The organism is Pigmentiphaga litoralis, assembly GCF_013408655.1.
GTDB lineage: Bacteria > Pseudomonadota > Gammaproteobacteria > Burkholderiales > Burkholderiaceae_B > Pigmentiphaga > Pigmentiphaga litoralis_A.
In genome coordinates this window covers 3,722,489-3,742,289 of sequence record NZ_JACCBP010000001.1, presented here as the reverse complement: position 1 = coordinate 3,742,289, position 19,801 = coordinate 3,722,489, and the positions used below count along the sequence as shown (strand labels likewise).

At 65.3% G+C, this 19,801-nt stretch carries 16 protein-coding genes and 2 pseudogenes; 12 read left to right on the top strand and 6 right to left on the bottom strand.

Features of this window, described 5'->3' with window-relative positions; all coding sequences use genetic code 11:
* Window positions 1-263 precede the first annotated feature (263 nt).
* The 6 genes from acnA (at window position 264) to HD883_RS16960 (ending at window position 8,059) form a co-directional block, all read left to right on the top strand.
* The gene (acnA, locus tag HD883_RS16985) at window positions 264-2,966 is read left to right on the top strand and encodes an aconitate hydratase AcnA (protein ID WP_179583380.1); all 2,703 of its coding nucleotides are present in this window, start codon (window positions 264-266) and stop codon (window positions 2,964-2,966) included.
* Window positions 2,967-3,001: 35 nt separating this feature from the next.
* Window positions 3,002-4,330 (top strand): dihydroorotase, encoded by a 1,329-nt coding sequence (locus HD883_RS16980; RefSeq protein WP_179588503.1) that lies wholly within the window; start codon window positions 3,002-3,004, stop codon window positions 4,328-4,330.
* 35 nt (window positions 4,331-4,365) lie between these two features.
* Complete coding sequence (locus HD883_RS16975; protein WP_179583382.1) at window positions 4,366-5,097, top strand: isochorismatase family protein; 732 nt, start codon at window positions 4,366-4,368, stop codon at window positions 5,095-5,097.
* An 18-nt stretch (window positions 5,098-5,115) separates the two neighbouring features.
* On the top strand, window positions 5,116-6,126 hold the full coding sequence (locus tag HD883_RS16970; protein ID WP_179583384.1) for a CobW family GTP-binding protein: 1,011 nt from the start codon (window positions 5,116-5,118) through the stop codon (window positions 6,124-6,126).
* A gap of 121 nt (window positions 6,127-6,247) precedes the next feature.
* On the top strand, window positions 6,248-7,219 hold the full coding sequence (locus HD883_RS16965) for a Bug family tripartite tricarboxylate transporter substrate binding protein (RefSeq protein WP_179583386.1): 972 nt from the start codon (window positions 6,248-6,250) through the stop codon (window positions 7,217-7,219).
* 12 nt (window positions 7,220-7,231) lie between these two features.
* Entirely contained in the window at window positions 7,232-8,059 is an 828-nt protein-coding gene (locus tag HD883_RS16960) for an alpha/beta fold hydrolase (RefSeq protein WP_218863114.1), read from the top strand.
* Window positions 8,060-8,140: 81 nt separating this feature from the next.
* On the opposite strand, the gene HD883_RS16955 is transcribed toward HD883_RS16960, so the two are convergent.
* Window positions 8,141-9,085 (bottom strand): pirin family protein, encoded by a 945-nt coding sequence (locus HD883_RS16955; RefSeq protein ID WP_218863115.1) that lies wholly within the window; start codon window positions 9,083-9,085, stop codon window positions 8,141-8,143.
* Between the two features lie 142 nt (window positions 9,086-9,227).
* Between HD883_RS16955 and HD883_RS16950 the strand changes: the two genes are divergently transcribed.
* The gene (locus HD883_RS16950) at window positions 9,228-10,127 is read left to right on the top strand and encodes a LysR family transcriptional regulator (protein WP_179583388.1); all 900 of its coding nucleotides are present in this window, start codon (window positions 9,228-9,230) and stop codon (window positions 10,125-10,127) included.
* On the opposite strand, the gene HD883_RS16945 is transcribed toward HD883_RS16950, so the two are convergent.
* Complete coding sequence (locus tag HD883_RS16945; RefSeq protein WP_179583389.1) at window positions 10,084-10,491, bottom strand: RidA family protein; 408 nt, start codon at window positions 10,489-10,491, stop codon at window positions 10,084-10,086. The genes HD883_RS16950 and HD883_RS16945 overlap by 44 nt on opposite strands.
* A 142-nt stretch (window positions 10,492-10,633) precedes the next feature.
* Here HD883_RS16945 and HD883_RS16940 point away from each other — a divergent pair, with 142 nt between their 5' ends.
* A complete protein-coding gene (locus HD883_RS16940) occupies window positions 10,634-11,566 on the top strand; it encodes a LysR family transcriptional regulator (protein WP_179583391.1) in 933 nt (310 codons plus the stop codon).
* Window positions 11,567-11,629: 63 nt separating this feature from the next.
* On the opposite strand, the pseudogene HD883_RS27730 reads toward HD883_RS16940, so the two are convergent.
* The 4 genes and pseudogenes from HD883_RS27730 to mdtD form a co-directional block, all read right to left on the bottom strand.
* Window positions 11,630-11,755 (bottom strand): annotated as a pseudogene (locus HD883_RS27730) (short-chain dehydrogenase); the annotation flags it as partial.
* A 580-nt stretch (window positions 11,756-12,335) separates the two neighbouring features.
* Entirely contained in the window at window positions 12,336-12,617 is a 282-nt protein-coding gene (locus tag HD883_RS16935) for a helix-turn-helix domain-containing protein (RefSeq protein WP_179583393.1), read from the bottom strand.
* Window positions 12,614-12,952, bottom strand: a pseudogene (locus HD883_RS16930) (type II toxin-antitoxin system RelE/ParE family toxin). The gene HD883_RS16935 and the pseudogene HD883_RS16930 overlap by 4 nt, the downstream one beginning before the upstream one ends.
* Before the next feature lie 119 nt (window positions 12,953-13,071).
* The gene (gene mdtD / locus HD883_RS16925) at window positions 13,072-14,469 is read right to left on the bottom strand and encodes a multidrug transporter subunit MdtD (protein ID WP_179583395.1); all 1,398 of its coding nucleotides are present in this window, start codon (window positions 14,467-14,469) and stop codon (window positions 13,072-13,074) included.
* A gap of 125 nt (window positions 14,470-14,594) precedes the next feature.
* Between mdtD and HD883_RS16920 the strand changes: the two genes are divergently transcribed.
* The 4 genes from HD883_RS16920 to HD883_RS16905 all read left to right on the top strand — a co-directional run bounded on the left by HD883_RS16920 (window position 14,595) and on the right by HD883_RS16905 (window position 19,774).
* A complete protein-coding gene (locus HD883_RS16920; protein WP_179583397.1) occupies window positions 14,595-16,040 on the top strand; it encodes a M81 family metallopeptidase in 1,446 nt (481 codons plus the stop codon).
* Between the two features lie 258 nt (window positions 16,041-16,298).
* Window positions 16,299-17,525 carry a LysR family transcriptional regulator gene (locus HD883_RS16915; RefSeq protein ID WP_179583398.1) on the top strand — a complete coding sequence of 409 codons (1,227 nt, stop codon included), beginning with the start codon at window positions 16,299-16,301 and terminating at the stop codon, window positions 17,523-17,525.
* 167 nt (window positions 17,526-17,692) lie between these two features.
* Window positions 17,693-18,892, top strand: coding sequence for an ABC transporter substrate-binding protein (locus tag HD883_RS16910; protein WP_179583400.1), 1,200 nt, complete (start codon window positions 17,693-17,695; stop codon window positions 18,890-18,892).
* Window positions 18,893-18,901: 9 nt separating this feature from the next.
* On the top strand, window positions 18,902-19,774 hold the full coding sequence (locus tag HD883_RS16905) for a branched-chain amino acid ABC transporter permease (RefSeq protein ID WP_179583402.1): 873 nt from the start codon (window positions 18,902-18,904) through the stop codon (window positions 19,772-19,774).
* The last annotated feature ends 27 nt before the right edge of the window (window positions 19,775-19,801 follow it).

The following is a 19,801-nucleotide window of genomic DNA, read 5'->3' as shown; positions in this document are numbered from 1 at the left end:
CAGCATATTGGCGGCGCGAATGCAAAGTGTCAACTCTTTTGCTGGCGCCGCGTGGGTTGAAGGGTGTTCGTAATTCGTCTGGTTAACGCAGGCGAGCCTCGTCACGACGAGACGTGATGCGATTTGATCGGACTTGTTCGAAGAGGACGTCGTGACTGAATAGGGATGGTAAGGAAGGACCGCGTTCAGTGCGCCAAGTCAATGTGTTGACACTTCATCTCATCAACATTACAGTGGACCGACTTCCTTCCAGCGTACCCGCCATGACGCACGTGTTCTCCTACGACTCGCACCCGGTGCACTATGCCGACATCGCCTCCGCCGCGCGGACCGGCGGCCGGCACGTCACGGAGCTGCCCTACGTCATCCGTGTCCTGCTGGAAAACCTGACGCGTCACCGCAGCTGGGGCGGGCCCGTGTCCGAGTCCGAGGTTCAGGCCGTTCTCGACTGGCAGCACCGCAGTGGAGCGGACCTGCCTCTGCATGTGACGCGCGTCATCCTGCCGGATTCCAGCGGCTTGCCGGTCCTGCAAGACCTGGCCGCGCTGCGCGATGCCGTCGCGCTTCAAGGGGGCGACGTCGCCGCGGTCAACACGCGCATTCCGGTGGATGTGATCGTCGACCACTCGCTGCAGGTCGATCATTGGGGCGATGCGTCCGCACTCGGGCGCAACCTGGCCCGCGAATTCGAACGCAACGATGAACGCTATCGTTTCCTGAAGTGGGCGCAGCAGGCCTTTGACGGGCTGCGCGTCTTCCCGCCCGGCACGGGCATCATCCACCAGGTCAATCTGGAACACATTGCACCGGTGGTGGTGCGCGCAGAGCGCCCCGACGGCGCGTGGGCCTATCCCGATTTCGTGATCGGTGGGGATTCGCACACACCGATGGTGAACGCGCTGGGCGTGCTCGGATGGGGCGTGGGCGGGATCGACGCCGAGGCCGCCCTGCTCGGGCATGCGTACACCTTTCCCGTGCCGGTGGTCGTGGGGGTGCGGCTGTCCGGAAGGATCGTTGCGCCGGCGACCACCACCGACGCGGCCCTCTTGATCACGCAGGCGCTCCGCGAAGCCGGCGTGGCGGGCTGCATGGTCGAATTTTTCGGGCCCGCGGTCGAACAGCTGGGCGTTGCCGAACGCGCGACTATCGCCAACATGTCGCCCGAGTATGGCGCCACGTGCGGCTTCTTTCCGGTCGACGCCAATACGCTCGCCTACCTGCGCACGACCGATCGCGACGCCGCGCATGTCGACTTCGTCGAGGCCTACTGCCGGGCGAACCATCTGTTCCGGGCGCCAGGCGCTGCCGCGCCCACGTACAGCCGGTTGGTCGACATCGACCTGAGCCAGGCGGTGCCCAGCATGGCCGGCCCGCGCCGGCCGCAGGACCGTCTGCCCATCGCCGACATTCCCGCCGACTTCCGCTCACGGCTGGCGGCCCCGATGTCCGACGGCGGATTCGGCGTCAAGCCGGATGCCGCAACGCCGGCCGCGCCTCAGGATGCCCCCGGGCTGCGGCACGGATCCATCGTTCTTGCCGCCATCACGTCGTGCACCAACACATCGAATCCCGCGGTCATGCTGGCGGCAGGACTGGTCGCCCGCAAGGCAGTGGCGCTGGGCCTGACGGTGCCGCCTTGGGTCAAGACGTCGCTTGCGCCGGGATCACGCGCGGTCACGCAATACCTGATCGACGCGGGCCTGCTTTCGTCTCTCGAAGCGCTGGGCTTCTTCCTGATCGGTTACGGGTGCACCACCTGTGGCGGCAAGTCCGGCCCGCTCGCGCCCGAGGTCGTCGCCGCGATCACCGAAGGCGAACTCGTCGCTGCCGCCGTCCTGTCGGGCAATCGCAACTTCGAAGGCCGGATCCACAAGATGATCCGCGCGAACTACATCGGCGCGCCGCCGTTGGTGGTGGCGTATGCGCTCGCAGGCCGGATCGATATCGACTTCGAACACGAAGCGCTGGGCACGTCGGCCGATGGCTCGCCGGTATTCCTGCGCGACGTGTGGCCCACGCCGGAAGACGTTGCGGCCCTGCTGCCACTGGCGCACGACCGCAACCTGCTGGCCCGGACGTACGACCCTGCCAACGCCAACGCCAACGCGGCCATGTGGGATGACCTGCCCGCGCCGACGGGCCTGCGCTTTCCGTGGGATCCGGCGTCGCACTATCTGGTCGAGCCGCCCTTCTTCAAAGGACCGCTGGACGATGACGCATTGACGCGGCTGGAGCAGGACCTTGCCCGCACGCATGTGCTCGCGGCGTTTGGCGACTCGCTCACCACCGACCACATTTCGCCTGGCGGCGAGATCCCGACCGATACGCCTGCGGGGCGCTATCTGCTGGATGCCGGCATCGCGCAGCGCGACTTCAACAGCTATGTGGGCCGTCGCTGCAACTTTGAAGTGATGACCCGCGCGACCTTCGCCAACATCCGCGTCAAGAATCTGTTGATGCCCGAAACCGAAGGCGGCGTGACCCGCCATTTTCCCGACGACGTTCCCATGTCGGTCTTCGACGCGGCGCAGGCCTATGCCCGCGCGGGCCAGTCGGTCATCATTCTTGGCGGCAAGGAATACGGCACGGGCAGCAGCCGCGATTGGGCCGCCAAGGGGTCGGCCCTGCTGGGCGTGAAGGCAGTTATCGCGGAATCGTTCGAACGCATCCATCGCGCCAATCTGGTCGGCATGGGCGTGCTGCCGCTGGCGTTCCTGCCGGGCGAAGGCTGGCGCCAGCTCGGGCTCGATGGCACCGAGGTCTTTGCTTTCCACCATGTCGCCCAAGCCTTGCTCGATGGGTCCCCCATCGACGTGCAGGCGCAGGGCGCGCGGGGACTCACCCGCTTCCAGGTGCTGCCGCAGGTGCTGACGGCGGCCGAACGCAAGCTGATGGCCGAAGGCGGCATTCCCAAAAGCGTATTGCGTACGTTTTTGCCTACCTCCATTTCCGAAGGATCACTGTGATCACACTCGACCTCGTCCTGACCAATGCGCAGCTGATGTTGCCGCAGGGGGGACTCACCCGCGGCACGCTAGGCGTCAAGGACGGACGCATTGCCGTCATTGCCGGTCCCGACGCACAGCTTGCCGGCACCGAGACGCTGGACTGCGGCGGCCTCTGGGTGCTGCCGGGCGTCATCGATCCGCACGTGCACTTCGGCTTCGGATCGCCCGAAACGGACTTTGAAACCGAATCGCGCAACGCCGCGCTGGGCGGCACGACCACCGTGCTGTCCTTCCATCGTTCACGCGATATTCGCGAGTCCTTCGAAGCCGCGCGCGACCGGGCGGAAAGCCAGAGCTGCATCGACTTCGGCTTTCACTTCGGCATCACCAGCAATCTGCATGTCGAGACGCTGGACGACATCTCGCACCGCTTCGGGGTGTCTTCCTACAAGCTGTACATGATGTACAAGGGCGCGGCTGGACTGTCGAAAGGCTTCACGGACATCGATGATGGCCTGCTGTATTCGGCCCTGCAGGAAACGGCAAAGATCCCGGGCGCGGTCCTGGGCGTGCATTGCGAAAACGTCGAAGTGATCCCGGTGCTGCGCGACCCGCTGCGGGCGGCCGGCCGTGACGACCTCAAGGCCTGGAACGAACAGAGCCCGGATTTCCTTGAAGCCGAGAACGTGCACCGCGTCTGCTATTTCGCGTCCAAGACCCGGACCCCCGTCAACATCGTGCACCTCAGTTCGCGCGAGGCGCTGGACGAGGTGCGGCGCCACCGCCTGCGCCGCGACGGCCCGCCCATCTACGTGGAAAGCTGCCCGCATTATCTTTTCCTGAACGACGAAACGCCGGCCGGTCCCTATGCCAAGGTCAATCCGCCGGTGCGCGGGCAGGACGATGTCGAAGCGATGTGGGAAGGCGTGCTCGATGGCGCCATCACCACGCTGGGGTCCGATCATGTGCCAAGAAAACGCGAAACCAAGGACAAGGACATCTGGGCGGCAAGCAACGGCTTTCCGGGTACGGGCATGATCCTGCCGATCATGCTGCACGAGGGCTACCACCGCCGCGGCGTGCCGCTCGACAAGATCGTGGCGCTGACCAGCAGCAATGCCGCGCGCATCTACAACCTGCCGGCCAAGGGCAGCATCGAGATCGGCAAGGACGCCGATCTGGTGATCGTCGATCCGGATCTGGAACGGACGGTGGACCCGGCCACGCTGGAATCCTTTGCCGACTACTCGCCCTACGAGGGCATGACGCTGAAGGGCTGGCCGGTTCGCACGTTGGTGCGGGGCCGCACCGTTGCGCTGGACAGCCGCATCGTCGACGCGGCCCGCACCGAACCGGGCGGGCGCTTCCTGCGCCGCCTTTGAACTCCACCATTACTCTTACTTGAACGGGCAGCCTCATGACCGAACGTAAACGAATCTGGGACGATTTCCTCACGCCCCGCGACAAGCAGGTGCTGGAAGTGGCGGGCTATGGCAAACGCGGCGGCTTTGGCAAGCGGCCGGCGCTGTTCATCATCGACGTCCAGTACAACTTTTGCGGCGATACCCCGCAGGACATCCTTGAAGGCCTGAAGCAGTACCGCACCCACTGCGGGACCGAGGCCTGGGATGCCGTTGCGCACATGGTGCCTCTGCTTGAGCTGGCCCGCGAAAAGAACATTCCGGTCTTCTACACCGAAAGCGGACGGCGGGCCGATCTGCTGGACAGCGGCGTGCAAGTCGGCAAGAACCATCGCGGCGGCGAAAAGACCGTGGTGGCCAACACCCACGCCACCAGCACGGTCGAACCGCTTGCCCCTCGTCCGCAAGACATCCGGATCAGCAAGCAAAAGCCGTCGTGCTTCTTTGGCACCATCTTCATGAGCCATCTGAATTTCCTGGATGTCGATACGCTGATCCTGGTCGGCTGCACGTCGTCGGGCTGCCTGCGTGCAACCGCTGTCGATGCGTACTCGTACAACTTCAAGGTCATCATTCCTGAAGAGGCCGCGTTCGATCGCTTCCAGGCCAGCCATGCGGTCAACCTGTTCGACCTGAACTGCAAATACGCCGACGTGATCCCCACGCAAGACGTGGCCGACTACCTGTCGGCGCTGCCTGCGCCGCAGCCTGCGGACGCGCCTGCCTGAACCCGGCCGCATCGTCGCATGGCGTCCAACTCGTCACCGCCTGATGAAGCGATTCCCGTCTACCTGCTGACGGGATTCCTTGGCAGCGGCAAGACCACGCTGCTGTCACGGCTCGTGCGCAGCGCGGCGTTTGCCGATACGGCCGTCATCATCAATGAATTCGGCCAGGTCGGGCTGGATCACGTCCTGGTCGGGCAGGCGCGGGACGATGACGTCGTGCTGATGGACTCCGGGTGCCTGTGCTGCGCGATGAGCACGTCCCTCCAGGACAGCCTGGAGACGCTGTATTACCGGCGGCTGCGCGGCGAGATCCCGCGATTCGCGCGCGTGGTCATCGAAACGTCGGGCCTTGCCGATCCGGCGCCCTTGATCACCACCCTGGGCGCCGACGTATCGGTGGCGCGGCATTACCGCTTTGCGGGTGCGGTCACCACGGTGGACGCGGTGCATGGCTTGCAGACCATCGATCGCTACCGCGAAGCGGCGACCCAGGTCGCCATTGCCGACAGATTGATCCTGACCAAGACGGACCTGTGCGATACCGTCAGCCTGCTGAACATCCAGCAAGCCCTGCCGGCCTACAACCCCACGGCCGCGTTGCGGCTGGCCACCCTGACGGCATCGCAGGGCGAAGCCGATTTCTTCGCGGACTGGACGACGCCTTCCTCGGTGGCGCCGGACAGCGCGGGCGTGCCGGCGTCCGCATCCGCCCTGCGCCTGGGCCATGTGCTCAGGTATGGCATCACCTCATTTACGTTCCATGTGGACACGCCCGTGTCCTGGACCCGCTACGCCAAGTGGGTCCGGCACCTGCAGCAGCACGGCGATGCCTTGTTGCGCCTCAAGGCCATTCTTGCCATGGACGACGGCGAGGTCTACGCCATCCATGCCGTGCGGCACCTGTTCAGCCCACCGCAGCGCCTGACCCAGCCGATCGCCGCGCCGCAGCTTGGTGCGATCGTGATCATTGCGCAAGACCTGTCGCGCGAAGAGGCCGAGGCGGCAATCGAGATCCTGTCGCCGTCCTGAGTGCGCATCAGGGCGGCACCCGGCACATATCAGCGTTGTCATCCGCCGCATGGTTCCGGCGGGTGTCGTCTTCTAGACTCGGGACACCACTAGAAGAACACCCTCTGCCGGAGACACAACCATGATCATCCAACGCCTGCTTGTTGCGGCGGGCTGCCTGTTGGCAGCCACCGCGGGCCACGCCCAGACCGCCGCCTATCCCACCAAGCCGATACGCCTCGTCAACCCGTACGGGGCGGGCGGCCCGGTCGATACCATCGCGCGGGAAGTGTCGGCCGCGCTGTCGGCCGAACTGGGGCAGCAGGTGATCGTGGACGTAAAGTCGGGCGGGGGCACCGTCATTGGCGCCAACGTCGTCGCCAAGTCGCCGGCCGATGGCTACACCCTGCTGCTGGGCACGCAGGCGCCGCTGATCGTGCAGCCGGCCATCAACTCGCAATTGCCTTACGACGCGGTCAAGGACTTCGTGCCCGTGGCCATGTTCGTGACGGTGCCGGGCATCATCAGCGTGCCGGCCGACAGTCCGCTCAAGTCATTGAAGGACCTGGTCGATGAAGGCAAGCGCCAGCCGGGCGCGATCAACTATGCGTCGGCAGGCAACGGCACGGGCTCGCATCTGGGCGGCGAACTGTTCAATCAATTGACGGGCGCCAAGCTGGCGCATGTGCCGTATCGCGGCGCGGCGCCGGGCACCATTGCGCTGCTGGGCCATGAAGTGCAGGTGGGCTTCGTCAACATCACGCCGCAACTGGCGCACCTGGAAGCCGGCCGCCTGCGTGCGCTGGCCGTGACCGGATCCGCGCGATCCACGGCCTTGCCCAATGTCCCGACGGCGGCAGAAGCGGGCGTGCCGGGACTCGTCGCCGAATCCTGGTACGGGCTGTTTGCCCCAGCCGGGACACCGCCCGCCGCACTGGCAAAGCTGGCCAGCGCCATGGAAAAAGTCATGGCGCAACCTGCGCTGAAGGCCAAGCTGGGCGAGCAGGGCGCCGAGATCACCTATATGGGCACCGACGCTTTCACGACCTACCTGAGCGACGACCGCAAGCGGCTGTTGCCGCTGATCAAGGCCATCGGCCTGAAGCAGGGGTAAGGGATGACTGCCATGAATGCGAGGACCCGACTTGTTGTCGAACGCAACGAAATGCATGACGGCGTCAACCATCCGGTGCGCATCGACGTCGTGGCGCAGGGCCAGGGTCCGCGGGTCGTGATCCTGCCGTCGCTGGGCCGCGCGAGTGATGAGTTCGACGAGATCGCGGCTTCGCTGGTCGAGGCGGGCTATCGCGTGCTGCGGCCGGCACCCCGGGGTATCGGCGGCAGTGATGGGCCCCGCGAGGGCGTGTCGCTGCATGACCTGGCGGCCGATGTGCTGGCGGTGATCGCGTCCGATGGCGCCGGCCCGGCGGTCATTGCCGGGCATGCGTTTGGCAACTGGATCGCACGGGTGGCGGCGGGTGACCGGCCGGATCTGGTCCGCGCCGTCATGATCCTTGCGGCCGGGCCGCGCAAGGTCGCGCCCCTGGCGATCCAGGGTCTGGAGCAGTGCCTGGACCTGAGCCTGCCCGACAGTCAACGCCTGCCCTGGTTGCAGGCCACCTTCTTTGCGAAGGACAACGATGCGTCGGTCTGGCTCGATGGCTGGTACCCCGACGCGGCGCGGCTGCAACGCGCGGCCAAGGCGGTCACACCCATCGAAGGCTGGTGGGCGGCGGGGGGCGTTCCCTTGCTGGATGTGTGGGCGGCAGAAGACGCGTTTGCGCCGGAAGGCACCGGGTGGCGGCTGGCCGATGACCTGGGCGATCAGGTCACCAGCGTGCGCATCGCCAATGCCGGCCACGCCCTGATTCCGGAACAGCCCGAGAAGGTCGCGCGGGCGATGGTGGACTTTCTCAATCAGTTGCCGCACACGACGTCCGGGCCGGCCGCCTGAATCCGATGCCTGGATCAAGTCCCTGGATCCGCAGCTTGATGCGGCTGCCTTATCTGGCAGCCGCCCAGCCATCGCTGCGGTTTACCGCAGCACCGGCACCGTCCCCGAGGCCGTGCGCCGGTCGCCCAGCGCCTTGAGCGTGCGGCCGAGTTCCTTGATGCGGTTCTCGCCGATCTCCAGTGCCTTGGCCGAGGTGTGCACCGAGTAATTGCCCAGGTGCAGCGGGTGCGGATGGGGCACCGCCGAACCCAGCACGAACACTGCAGGCGTGTCGCCGCTTGCCTGCAAGTGCAGCGTTGCGCCGCTGTTGTCGAACACCACCATGTCACCTGCTACGGCGCTCGGCTGGGTCGCCCCGGTGCTCAGCTTGCCTTGCGACACCGCCAGCCAGCCGACCGTGTGCCCGGCCGGCGGCTGGTAGGTAAAGGTCTCGCCCGCGGCCAAGGTCACCAGCAGATAGTTGATGCCATCGGGCGCCGGCACCGGACTGCGCACGCCGTTGTACTCGCCCACGATCACACGCGCCGGCCCGTCTTGCGGCATGTCCGCCGCTTCGATGTAGCGGCTTTCGGACGGACCGTTTTCCAGTGCATCGGGCAGCGCCAGCCACAGCTGGAAACCTTCGATCAGCGGGACGTCATCGGTCGTCATTTCCTTGCCGTGCCAGACCCCGCCGCCCGCGCGCATCCATTCCACGCCGCCGTAGCCGATGGTGCCTTTGCCGGCGTCCGGGTCGTCAAACCGCATGCGGCCTTCGGTGATCACGGTCACGGTCGCCACGCCCGAGTGCGGATGAATCGGCATGCCGCCGCGGGCTTCCATCGCGCGTTGCGTGGCCTGATCGGCCCGGAACAGGTCCAGGAAAACAAAGGGCTTGAGCACTTCGCCCAGGTCAGACGGGCTCATCAACCGGGTAATGAAACCGCCGCCGTGGCCGCGCGTGCGGTGGACGATCGCGCGCGGCGCCTGGACAGGCGAATGGGTGGGCGCGGCCGGGGGGGTGGCATGGGTGGCAGTCGGGATCATGGCAAAGGTTCCTTGATAAAGGTCGTGCGGCAGCGGTCGTGAGTGACGTGCTGGCTGCACTGTTCCACCTATGCTAGAGGCTCGCATTCCGCTACGCTAGCCTCACAAAAGCGACTTCAGTGTTGCTGAACAAGGAACGCTCGTGGACCTGGATGACGTAAAGACCTTTGTGGAAGTCGCCGATGCCGGCGGGGTTGCACCCGGTGCACGCCGCCTGGGCGTCTCCAAATCCGTGGTCAGCCGGCGCATCTCCCGTCTGGAAGACGCCCTGGGTACCCAGCTGCTGTCGCGCACCGCACGGGGTTCGACGCTGACGGAAGCAGGCGCTACCTTTCGCGACCATGCCACCCGCGTCGTGACCGAACTGGCCGTCGCGCAAGATGCCCTGTCGCCCGAGGGCGAGCTGCGCGGCCAGTTGCGCATTGCCGCGCCGCTGTCGTTCGGCATCGTCGCCTTGGCGCCGGTGCTGGCCGAGCTGGCCCGGCAGCATCCCTTGCTGCATGTGGATACCGTCTACAGCGATCGTTTTGTGGACCTGGTCGCCGAAGGGGTCGACTGTGCGATCCGGCTCGGGCAGATGCAGGACTCGAGCCTGATCGCACGCCGCATCTTCAGCTTCCGCGCGCAGATCGTTGCCAGTCCCAACTATCTGGCGGCGCGCGGCACTCCGCAGCACATCGACGACCTGGCCGACCATGAAGTCGCCATGCGCAAAGGCGAAACCTGGCCGCTGATGGACGGCGACACGCCCGTGCCCGTGCGGCCACGCGGCCGCTTCACCGCCGATTGCGGCGACGCCGTGCTGGCCGCGGTGCTGGCAGGCGTCGGCCTGGCGGCGCTACCCGACTTCCTGACCCACGCGCACATTGAAGCCGGCCGGCTCGTCCCCGTCATGACGCGCTACACCACCCGCGAACTGGGCATGTATGTGCTGCGCCCGCAAAGCGCCTACCCGTCCCGAAAAGTCAGGGTACTGATCGATTTGCTGGCGGGCCACTTCAGCGAGCAATGTCCGCCTCCGGCACCCTCGCAATCACCTTGATTTCGAAGTCAAAGCCATACAGCCAGGTCACACCGACGCAGGTGATGTTGGGGAAGGGCGCCTCGCCCCAATAGGTCGGCACGACTTCCCAGATGGTCTCGAACTTTTCAGCGGGATCGACAATGAACACTGTCACGTCGACCACATCGTCAAACGTGCAGTCAGCCGCCTTCAGTACCGCGTTCAGGTTCTCGAACGCCAGGGCAACCTGCTTGCGCAGATCGGGCTCGGGCGATCCATCATCGCGGCTGCCGACCTGGCCGGATACGAATAACAAGCCATCAGACCGCACGGCGGGTGAATAACGATTGCGCTCATACAAGGCATGCCGGCCCGGGGGAAAAACGACGTCGCGTGTTGTCATGAGGGTGCTCCAACCAGGGGGTCACGGGAGATCCGTATCGACCATGGCCCCACTGTATCGGCGCTGCTGCGGGCGATAAACACGCAAGGCAATGAAGCACTGTTTGTAGAATCCAAACAATCCATCCACAGCGGGAGACCCCATGGACCGTTTCGACGCGATGCAGGCCTTTGCCCGAGTCGTGGAAACCGGCAGCTTCACCAAAGCCGCCGAGACCCTGCACATGAGCAAGACCACCGTCACGCAACTGGTCCAGCAACTGGAAGCGCGGCTGCGCGTGCGCCTGCTCAATCGCACCACGCGCCAGGTCAACGTCACGGCCGACGGCGCGGCCTACTACGAACGGGTGCTGCAACTGCTTGCCGACATGGACGACGCCGAAACCAGCCTGTCCGTCGCGGCGGCATCCCCCCGCGGCCGCCTGCGTGTCGACGTCCCCAGCCCCTTTGCGCACATGATCCTGATCCCGGCCCTGCCCGACTTCTACGCGCGCTACCCCGACATCCAGTTGGACATGGGCGTCAGCGACCGGATCGTGGACTTGATCAACGAAAACGTGGACTGCGTGGTGCGCGGCGGCGCACTGAAAGACCAGTCCCTGATCGCACGTCACGTGGGTGACCTGCGCCTGCGCGTCTTTGCCGCGCCGTCCTACCTCGAACGCTGGGGTACACCCGAGCACCCCAAGGCGCTGGAAGACAGCTCGCACCGCATCGTCGGCTTCCTGTGGTCACGCACCGGCAAGCCCCTGCCGTACGCAATGCACCGCGGCGACGAACGCGTGACGGTGCACGGCCGGCATGCGTTGGCGGTGGATGATGGCAACGCCTATCTGACCGCCGGCCTGGCGGGGCTCGGGGTGATGTGGTTGCCCGATTACATGTCGGCGGCGCACGAGGCCACCGGCGCACTGGTGCCGCTGTTCGAGAATTGGCGGCTGGATTCGATGCCCATGTTCATCGCCTATCCGCCCAATCGCCATGTGAGCGCGAAGCTGCGGGTGTTTATTGATTGGATTGTCGAGTTGATGGCGGTGCATGCGCCGCTGGACGTGCAACGGAAAGCGTGGACATGAATGTCTTGCAGTGGGGCGGCGTTGACGTCGCCCATGCCTGGCTCTAGCGCAGCCTGCTCGTCGTCATGTCAGGTTCAGCCCGCCATCCGACAGCAAAATTTCGCCCGTCACATAGTGGGATTCAATGAGCATGGACACCGCTTGGGCAATTTCGGCTGGAATCGCCGCCCGCCGCACTGGCGCACGCTTTGGGGGAGTGTACCCAGAGTGGGTGATGCCGCAGGTGGCGTGGGAAATTGCAGGCATACGCCATCCATGAAAAACCCGGCGCTCAGGCCGGGTCGGGGGGATGCATGTCGTTGCCAGAGGCGGAACGCCCTTTGTGGTGTCCTGACTGCGGGGCGGGCGATCAACCTTTGCGTACCGTGTGGCCTGGAACAGGGTAGGTCGCGTTGTTGAAGTAATAGCCTTGCGCCTTCGATTGCAGCAGTTGTTGCCTGACACGGCGCTGGTCATCATGGAAACGCACCTTGAAGTCCCCGACCCGAGCGGTGCGCTTACGCACGTCACCCGCCGCGCCACCTACGTTTTCGGCCGCAATGCAGAGGGCCAGTGGCGATGCACGGTCGACAACTCCTACGGTACTGATTTACTGGGTGAACGGTAGCCACGGGGCATACGTGGCGCTGTTTGCCCTCTTCCGGAGTGCAGTTCTGTCCGTACGTGCTGCAGACAGCCTGACCGCTGACCGATACCGGAGTTGCGCTGAAGTGATTTTGGCTCGTGACCGTCGGGCGTGACGCATTACGCCCGACTGCAGATCCGAGTGTCAGACGAGATCGAGAACACGCAGCTCAACGTGGAGGCCTGCCGCAGCGGCCATGTTCACCAGCGCGTCCAGACCGAACAGATTGACCTTGCCGCGCTTCAAGTCTGAGACCCGAGGCTGAGTCACACCAAACATCACAGCGGCGTCGGCTTGCGTCATCGCCGTACGGTCCAGATGCTCTTTCAATTGACGCATCAGTTGCGCACGCAGCTTCATGTTTGCCGCTTCTTGCGGGGTCTCTTCAAGAGCGTCCCACACACTATCGAACCGACGAATATTCATTTTCTTCGCTCCTTCAACAATGCGCGATAACGTGTCGCTGCAAGGTCGACGTCTGCCTTTCGAGTTTGCTGAGTTTTCTTTTGAAAGCAATGCAGTACGTAAACGGCGTCAGAAAACTTTGCCACGTACAAGACCCTGAATATTCCGGTTCCGTCGTCTATCCGAATCTCTTTGACGCCTGGCCCCACTGCGGTCATCGGTTTTCAATCGTCCGGCTCAAGTCCGTGCTGAACTTGGTCAAGCTGAAATCCGGCATCTTGGCGAGCTTCAGCTGAAAACGCCCGCAGATCAACTAGGGAACTGCCTAGAAATTCGATCGGTTTGGGATTACCCATGCCTGAAATATACAAAAAATTGTATGTCTACGCAACCACGGTGCAGCGCGTCCCACTGGTATGCGGCAACTTCATCAGCTTGTTCAGTGGCGGTCAATCCGCAGTGCGTTCAATTTGTCCTACCGCGCCCCCGCGCTGCGCGCATCCGGCGCGGGCTTGGTTGTCGTGGCGGGATCCAGCTTGCGGAAGATCCATGCCGACACCAGCGTGATCGCGCCGACCACCAGGAACGTCAGCGCAAAGCCCGCGCCGGTGCCGGTCGGCTGGCCTGAAAACAGCGCGACCAGGCCGCCGCCCAGCGTCACACCCAGGCCCACGGCCAGCATCTGCACCATCGAAAACAGGCTATTGCCCGCGCCGGCATCGTGCGGCTTCAGGCCCTTGAGCGTGACGCTGTTCATGGCCGCGAACTGCATGGAATTGGCGGCGCCGAAAATGGCGAGCTGCAGCACTTCCAGCGCGAGTGGCCAGCCGGGCGAAATGGCGGCGAAGGACATGATGGCCACGCCGGTCACCAGCGTGTTCACGAGCAGGAAGGTTTCATATCCGTAGCGGCGCACCAGGGGGCCGATGCAGGGCTTGGCAATGACACCGGCGATCGCGGCGGGCAGCATCATCAGGCCGGATTGCAAGGGCGAGTAACCCAGCTGCAATTGCATCAGCAGGGGCAACAGGAATGGCACCGCGGCGCAACCGATCCGGCACACCAGGTTGCCGATCAGGCCGACCGAAAAGTTGGGTTCCCGGAACAGGCCCAAACGGAAAAGGGGATGCGGCCGGCGCTTGGCATGGGCCACATACAGCAGCGCCGACGCAGCGCTGATGCCGATGCCGACCGTCCACCACAGCGCGCGCTGCGCATCAGGCGGCGCGTCCATGGCGAGCGAGAACGCGACCATGCACACGGACAGCAACACACACCCGACGATGTCGAAGGGCAGGGGGTCGGGCAGGGCATCGGACTTGAGATAGCGCCGCACGGCCAGCAGGCCGACGATGCCGATCGGCACGTTGATCAGGAAGATCCAGTGCCACGACACGGCCTGCACCAGGAAGCCGCCGAGGGTGGGACCGAATAGCGGGCCGACCTGGCCGGCAATGGAAATGAAGGACAGGGCGGTGATGTATTGCTCGCTTGATACGCTGCGCAGCACGGCCAGCCGGCCGATCGGCAATAGCATCGACCCGCCGATGCCCTGGATGACCCGGGCCGCGATCAGCTGGTTCAGGGACCCGGCGGCCGCACAGAACACCGAGCCCAGCACGAAGATCAGAATGGCGTAGAAGTAGACCTGGCGGGTGCCGAAGCGGTCGGCCAGCCAGCCTGACGCCGGGATCAGCATGGCCATGGTCAGGCTGTAGGCCACGATCACCGGTTGCATCGACAAGGGGGACACACCCAGGTTCTGCGCCATGGCGGGCAGCGCCGTGTTGACGATGGTGGTGTCCAGGGTCTGCATGAAGAAGGCAGACGCAACGATCCACAGCAAGGCTTTCTGTGGCGAAGAAGAAGTCATGGGGTCTCGGGGCGGAAGACGGCTGGCGGGGAGGGGCATGCCGGCGCGCAAAGGCGACATTGTATGTCCGGCCGTACAAGTTGGCCGGATCTGCGACAATCCGCCGAACTCTCCCGGCGCCTTCCATGAAACTTTTTGTCGCCGCGCTTGGCGCGGAAACCAATACGTTCTCGCCTTTGCCTACGGGCGCGGCGTCGTATCGCGGGGATCTGTATTTCGCGGCGGGTACGCATCCCGACGAGGTCACGTTCTTTGGCGGCCCGCTGATTGCCGCGCGCCAGCGAGGCAAGGCGGAGGGCTGGCAGGTGATCGAAGGCATGGTCGCTTCGGCTGCGCCGGGCGGCACCACTACCCGTGACGCGTACGAAGGCTTGCGCGATGAACTGCTGGCGGATCTGGATGCGGCCTTGCCCGTGGACATGGTGCTGCTGGGCCTGCACGGTGCCATGGTGGCCGATGGCTATGAAGATTGCGAAGGCGATCTGCTGCGGCGCGTGCGCGAGCGGGTCGGCCCCGGGGTGATCGTCGGCGCGACGCTGGATCCGCATGCGCACTTGAGCGACGCGATGGTGGCGCAGGCGGATCTGCTGATCGCATTCAAGGAATATCCGCACACTGACATTCTTGAGCGGGCTGAAGAATTGGTGGACCGGTGCATCGACCTGTATGAAGGGCGGTTGCATGCGTGCCCGGCCGTGGTCGATTGCGCCATGATCGTGCCGATGCACACGACGCGCGAACCGGCGCAGGGCTATATGGCGCGCGTTCGGGCGCGCGAAGGGCAGGACGGCGTCATCTCGATCTCGGTCATACAGGGCTTTGCAACCGGCGACGTGCCCGACATGGGTACCAAGGTGCTGGTCTATCACGATGGTGACGCCGCAGCGGCGGCGCACCTCGCGCGCCAACTGGCCGACGAATTGATTGCGCTGCGCAGCGACTTGCAGGTGGCCTTCCGCAGCGTTGACGATGCCATTGATGAAGCCCTGGCTGCGCCGCCCGGGCTGGTGGTCATGGCCGACCGCCCCGACAATCCCGGCAGCGGGGCGCCCGGTGATGGGACCTTCATTTTGCAAAGGCTGGTGGCGCGCGGCGTGCGCGACGTGGCGCTGGGCCCCTTGTGGGATCCGGGCGCGGTGCGCATCGCGTTTGAAGCCGGGGTGGGCGCGCGCCTGCCTCTGCGCATCGGCGGCAAGACAGGCCCCTTGTCGGGCGACCCGGTGGACCTGCACTGCCATGTGGAAGCCTTGCGCCCCGCCTACACGATGACGGGCCTGACCGGCAGCCCGGTGCCCTTGGGCGATGCGGCCCTGGTGCACGCGGATGGCATCCGCATCGTGCTGGTGTCGGCGCGCGATCAGGCCATGCATACGGACCTGTTCACGGGCATGGGCTGCGCGCTGGCGTCGCAGCGCATCGTGATCGTCAAATCCGCGCAGCATTTTCATGCGGCCTTCGCTCCTTTGGCCTGCCGCGTGATCTATGTGGGCGGGCCGGGTGTCGCCACACCGGACTGGAATACGCTGACCTACACGCGGATCCGGCGGCCGCGTTGGCCATTGCTTCCGTAATGAGGCCGCGCAGGGCAAGGCGGGCAACCATTGCCGCAACCACTGCCGCAACCATGGCGTCGGGGGTATCCACTGCTGCCGTCCCGCACGACTGCCTCTCTATAATCGGCCCCCACGCCCTCCGCCGCTTCCTGACATGACCCGACGCCAACTACCCGGCCGGCTGCTAAGACATCGAACTGCGCGAGACAGGCGCACGCGGCGGCACGACGCTGCAGTGGTCCGAGGCCTGCCGCTGATGCGTTCAGGCCCACCTTCATGCGCACGCTGACGCCGCACTTGAAGAAGCTGCGCGCGGTGCGTGCCGTGGCCGAGCACGGCAGCACGGCGCGTGCGGCCGCGTCGCTGTTCCTGTCGCAACCTGCGGTGGCGCGTGCAGTGCGGGACGTGGAAGCGTTGCTCGACATGACGCTGTTCGATCGCAGCGCACGGGGCATGGAACTGACCGAACTGGGCCAGGTGCTGGATGCCCGCCTGAAGCGCGCCTTTGCCCAGCTGCGCGCCGCCGACCGCGGCGTGACGCAACTGGCGGCGGGCCATCGGCTGGCGCATCACCGCAGCGAATCGCAGCTGGAAACGCAGGCGGGCTACCGACACCTCAGCATACTGATGGCCCTGGATGCGGCCGGCAGTGAAAGCCGCTGCGCCGAAGCGCTCGGCATCAGCCAGCCGGCCGTCACCCAAGCCATTGCGCAGCTGGAACATCTGGCTGGCGTGCGGCTGTTCCATCGGTCCGCGCGGGGCATGCGCCTGACCGAACCCGGCGATGCGCTGCTGCGCCATGCGCGCCTGCTGTGGTTCGAACTGGATAGCGCCAGCGCCGACCTGGCGTCGCGCGTCGGTCAATTGCAAGGCCGCGTGGTGATCGGGACCTTGCCGTTTTCCACCGGCCTGTTCGTGCCGCGTGCGGTGGAACGGCTGCTGGCCAATCACCCGGCGGTCAATGTCACGATCGTCGACGGCACGTACGAAACGCTGCTGCACCGGCTGCGTCATGCCGAGCTGGACATGGTGATCGGCGCACTGCGCCAGCCGCCGCCCGCCGACGACCTGCACCAGGAACCCTTGTTTGACGACGAGCTGGCGGTGGTGGTGCGGCAGGGACATCCCTTGCAGGGCAGAATGCTGCGCGGGCTGGCTGACCTGGTCCACGCCTCGTGGATCCTGCCCATGCCCAATACCCCGGCGCAGTCCGCGTTCGAACGCGCCTTCCATAGCGACGGCCTCTCGCCGCCCACCAGCGGGCTGCAGGTCAACAGTCCGGCGCTGACGCAGGCCCTGCTGATGGAAAGCGATCGTGTCGTGCTGATGTCGCCGCGGCAGATCAGCCGCGAGGTCAAGGCGGGTCTGCTGGCGCTGCTGCCCGTGACCGTGCGCATGACGACGCGCGCCATCGGGCTCACCACGCGCACCGATTACTTGCCGTCCCCGGGCGTTGCCTTCTTGCTCGATGCCCTGCGCGATACCGCTGCCGACCTAGGGTAATCCCCCTCCGCCGCGCGGCGGGGAAAACGAGGGGTATAAGCAAAACGCATTGCTCGCCTCTGCTTTGGCATTGGCTGACGCCGCGGCGTGCTGGCATGCTGACGGCGGATGGTGACACCCTCGTGCACCCCCGCCAACGATGCCAGAGAGCGTCACAGGAGACGACCATGACCCCCTTTCCTTACGCCATTCCGCGCGCCCTCGGGCGTTGCCTGCTTGCCGGCGCGACGCTGTTCGCCGCAAGCGCCGCCCATGCCGATGACATCAAGATCGGCCTCATGTCGCAGTTCTCGGGTGTCTATTCCTGGTGGGGCCAGGAGTACCAGCGCGGGGTCGACATGTATCTTGCCCAGAATGGCAACAAGGTCGGCAATCACACCCTGACCGTGCTGCCGCGCGACGAAGCCGGCACCAGCCCGCAGCGCACGCGCCAGCTGGCGCAGGAACTGACGGTGCGGGATCGCGCGCAATACCTGATCGGCGGCGTGTTCACGCCCACGGTCCTGGGCACCGTTGACATCGTCAACCAGACCAAGACGCCGTATGTGGTGCTGAACTCCGGTACGTCCAGCGTGACCGACAAGTCGCCGTACTTCGTGCGCCTGGGCTTCACGCAGTGGGCTGTCAGCGTGCCGCTCGTGACCTGGGCCGTGCAGCAGGGCGCCAAGAAAGCGGTCATCGTGGCCGCCGACTATGCGCCGGGCTATGACGCGCTGGAAGCCTTCGGGTCCACCTTCAAGAAGCAGGGCGGCGAGGTCGCGGCCGAGATCAAAGTGCCGCTGGGCACCACCGATTTCTCGACCTATCTGCAGCGTGTGCGTGACGCGGGCGTGCAGTATGTGTTCATGTTCATGCCGGTCGGTCCGATGTCGGCCGGCTTCATCAAGGCATTCAAGGATCGCGGCCTCGACAAGGCGGGCGTCACGCTGCTGGCCACCAATGAATCGCAGGAATCCGACCTGCCGGTGGTGGGCGATGCCGCTCTGGGCCTGGTGACCGCGCTGCACTACACGCCGTACCTGGACAACCCGGTCAACAAGTCGTTCGTGGCCGCCTACAAGCAGAAGTTCGGCGCCGATGCGTTGCCCAGCATTGCGTCGGTCGCGGCCTATGACGGCATGCGGCTGATCGCGCAGATGGTCAAGGCGACCGACGGCAAGAAGGACGGCGACAAGGCCATGGCCGCCGCCAAGACCGCGAAATGGGACAGCCCGCGCGGCCCCATCTCGATCGATCCGGACACGCGTGAAGTCGTGCAGAACATCTACATGCGCAAGGTCGAGAAGGTCGACGGCAAGTTGGGCAATGTGGCGTTCAGCACCTTCCCGGCCGTCAAGGATCCCTGGCACGAACTCAACCGCAAGTAAGGCGATTCCATGCCGAATGCTCTTGCCACGCTGATCTCGCTGCTGATCGACAGCCTGGCCTACGGGATGACGCTGTTCCTCATCTCGGTCGGACTGACGATCACGCTCGGGGTCATGCGGGTGGTCAACCTTGCCCACTCGACCTTCGCGATGATCGGCGGCTACCTGGCGCTGTACCTGATGCAGGCGCAGGGCGTGAACTTCTACGCCGCCGTGCCGCTCGCGGTGGTCGGGACCGTGCTGGTGGGCGCGCTGCTGGAACGCACGCTGTACCGGTGGGTGTATCGCAGCAATGACCTGGGCCAGCTGCTCATGACGATCGGGATGGCTTTCATCGCCACCGCGATCATCAAGAACCTGGCCGGTCCGCAGATCCAGAGCCTGACCCTGCCGGCGTCCCTGGCCGGCAACTGGCAGCTCGGCCCGATCGACGTGTCCATCTATCGCGTGTTTCTGATGGCGGTCAGCGGCATCGTCGCCGCGCTGTTGTGGTTCAGCCTGGAACACACCACCTTCGGCGCCAGCCTGCGGGCATCGGTCGACAATCCGCGCATGGCACGCTGCGTCGGCATCAACGTGCCAGTGGTGTTCGCCAGCACGTTCGCGATCGGTTGCGGCCTGGCCGCGCTGGGCGGCGCCCTGGGCGCGCAACTGTTGCCGCTGGAACCGTACTACGGCCTGAAGTACCTGGTCCTGGTGCTGATCGTGGTGGCGGTGGGCGGCCTCGGCAGCCTGCGCGGATCGTTCTATGCCGCCTTGCTGCTCGGGGTGCTGGATACGCTGGGGCGCTATTACCTGCCAGCCATTGGCGGCTTCGTGATCTACATCAGCGTGCTGGTCATTCTGCTTTTGCGGCCTCGTGGCCTGGTGGCGCCGGCATGAGCGCGCTCAAGTCCGCAGTCCCCTCAA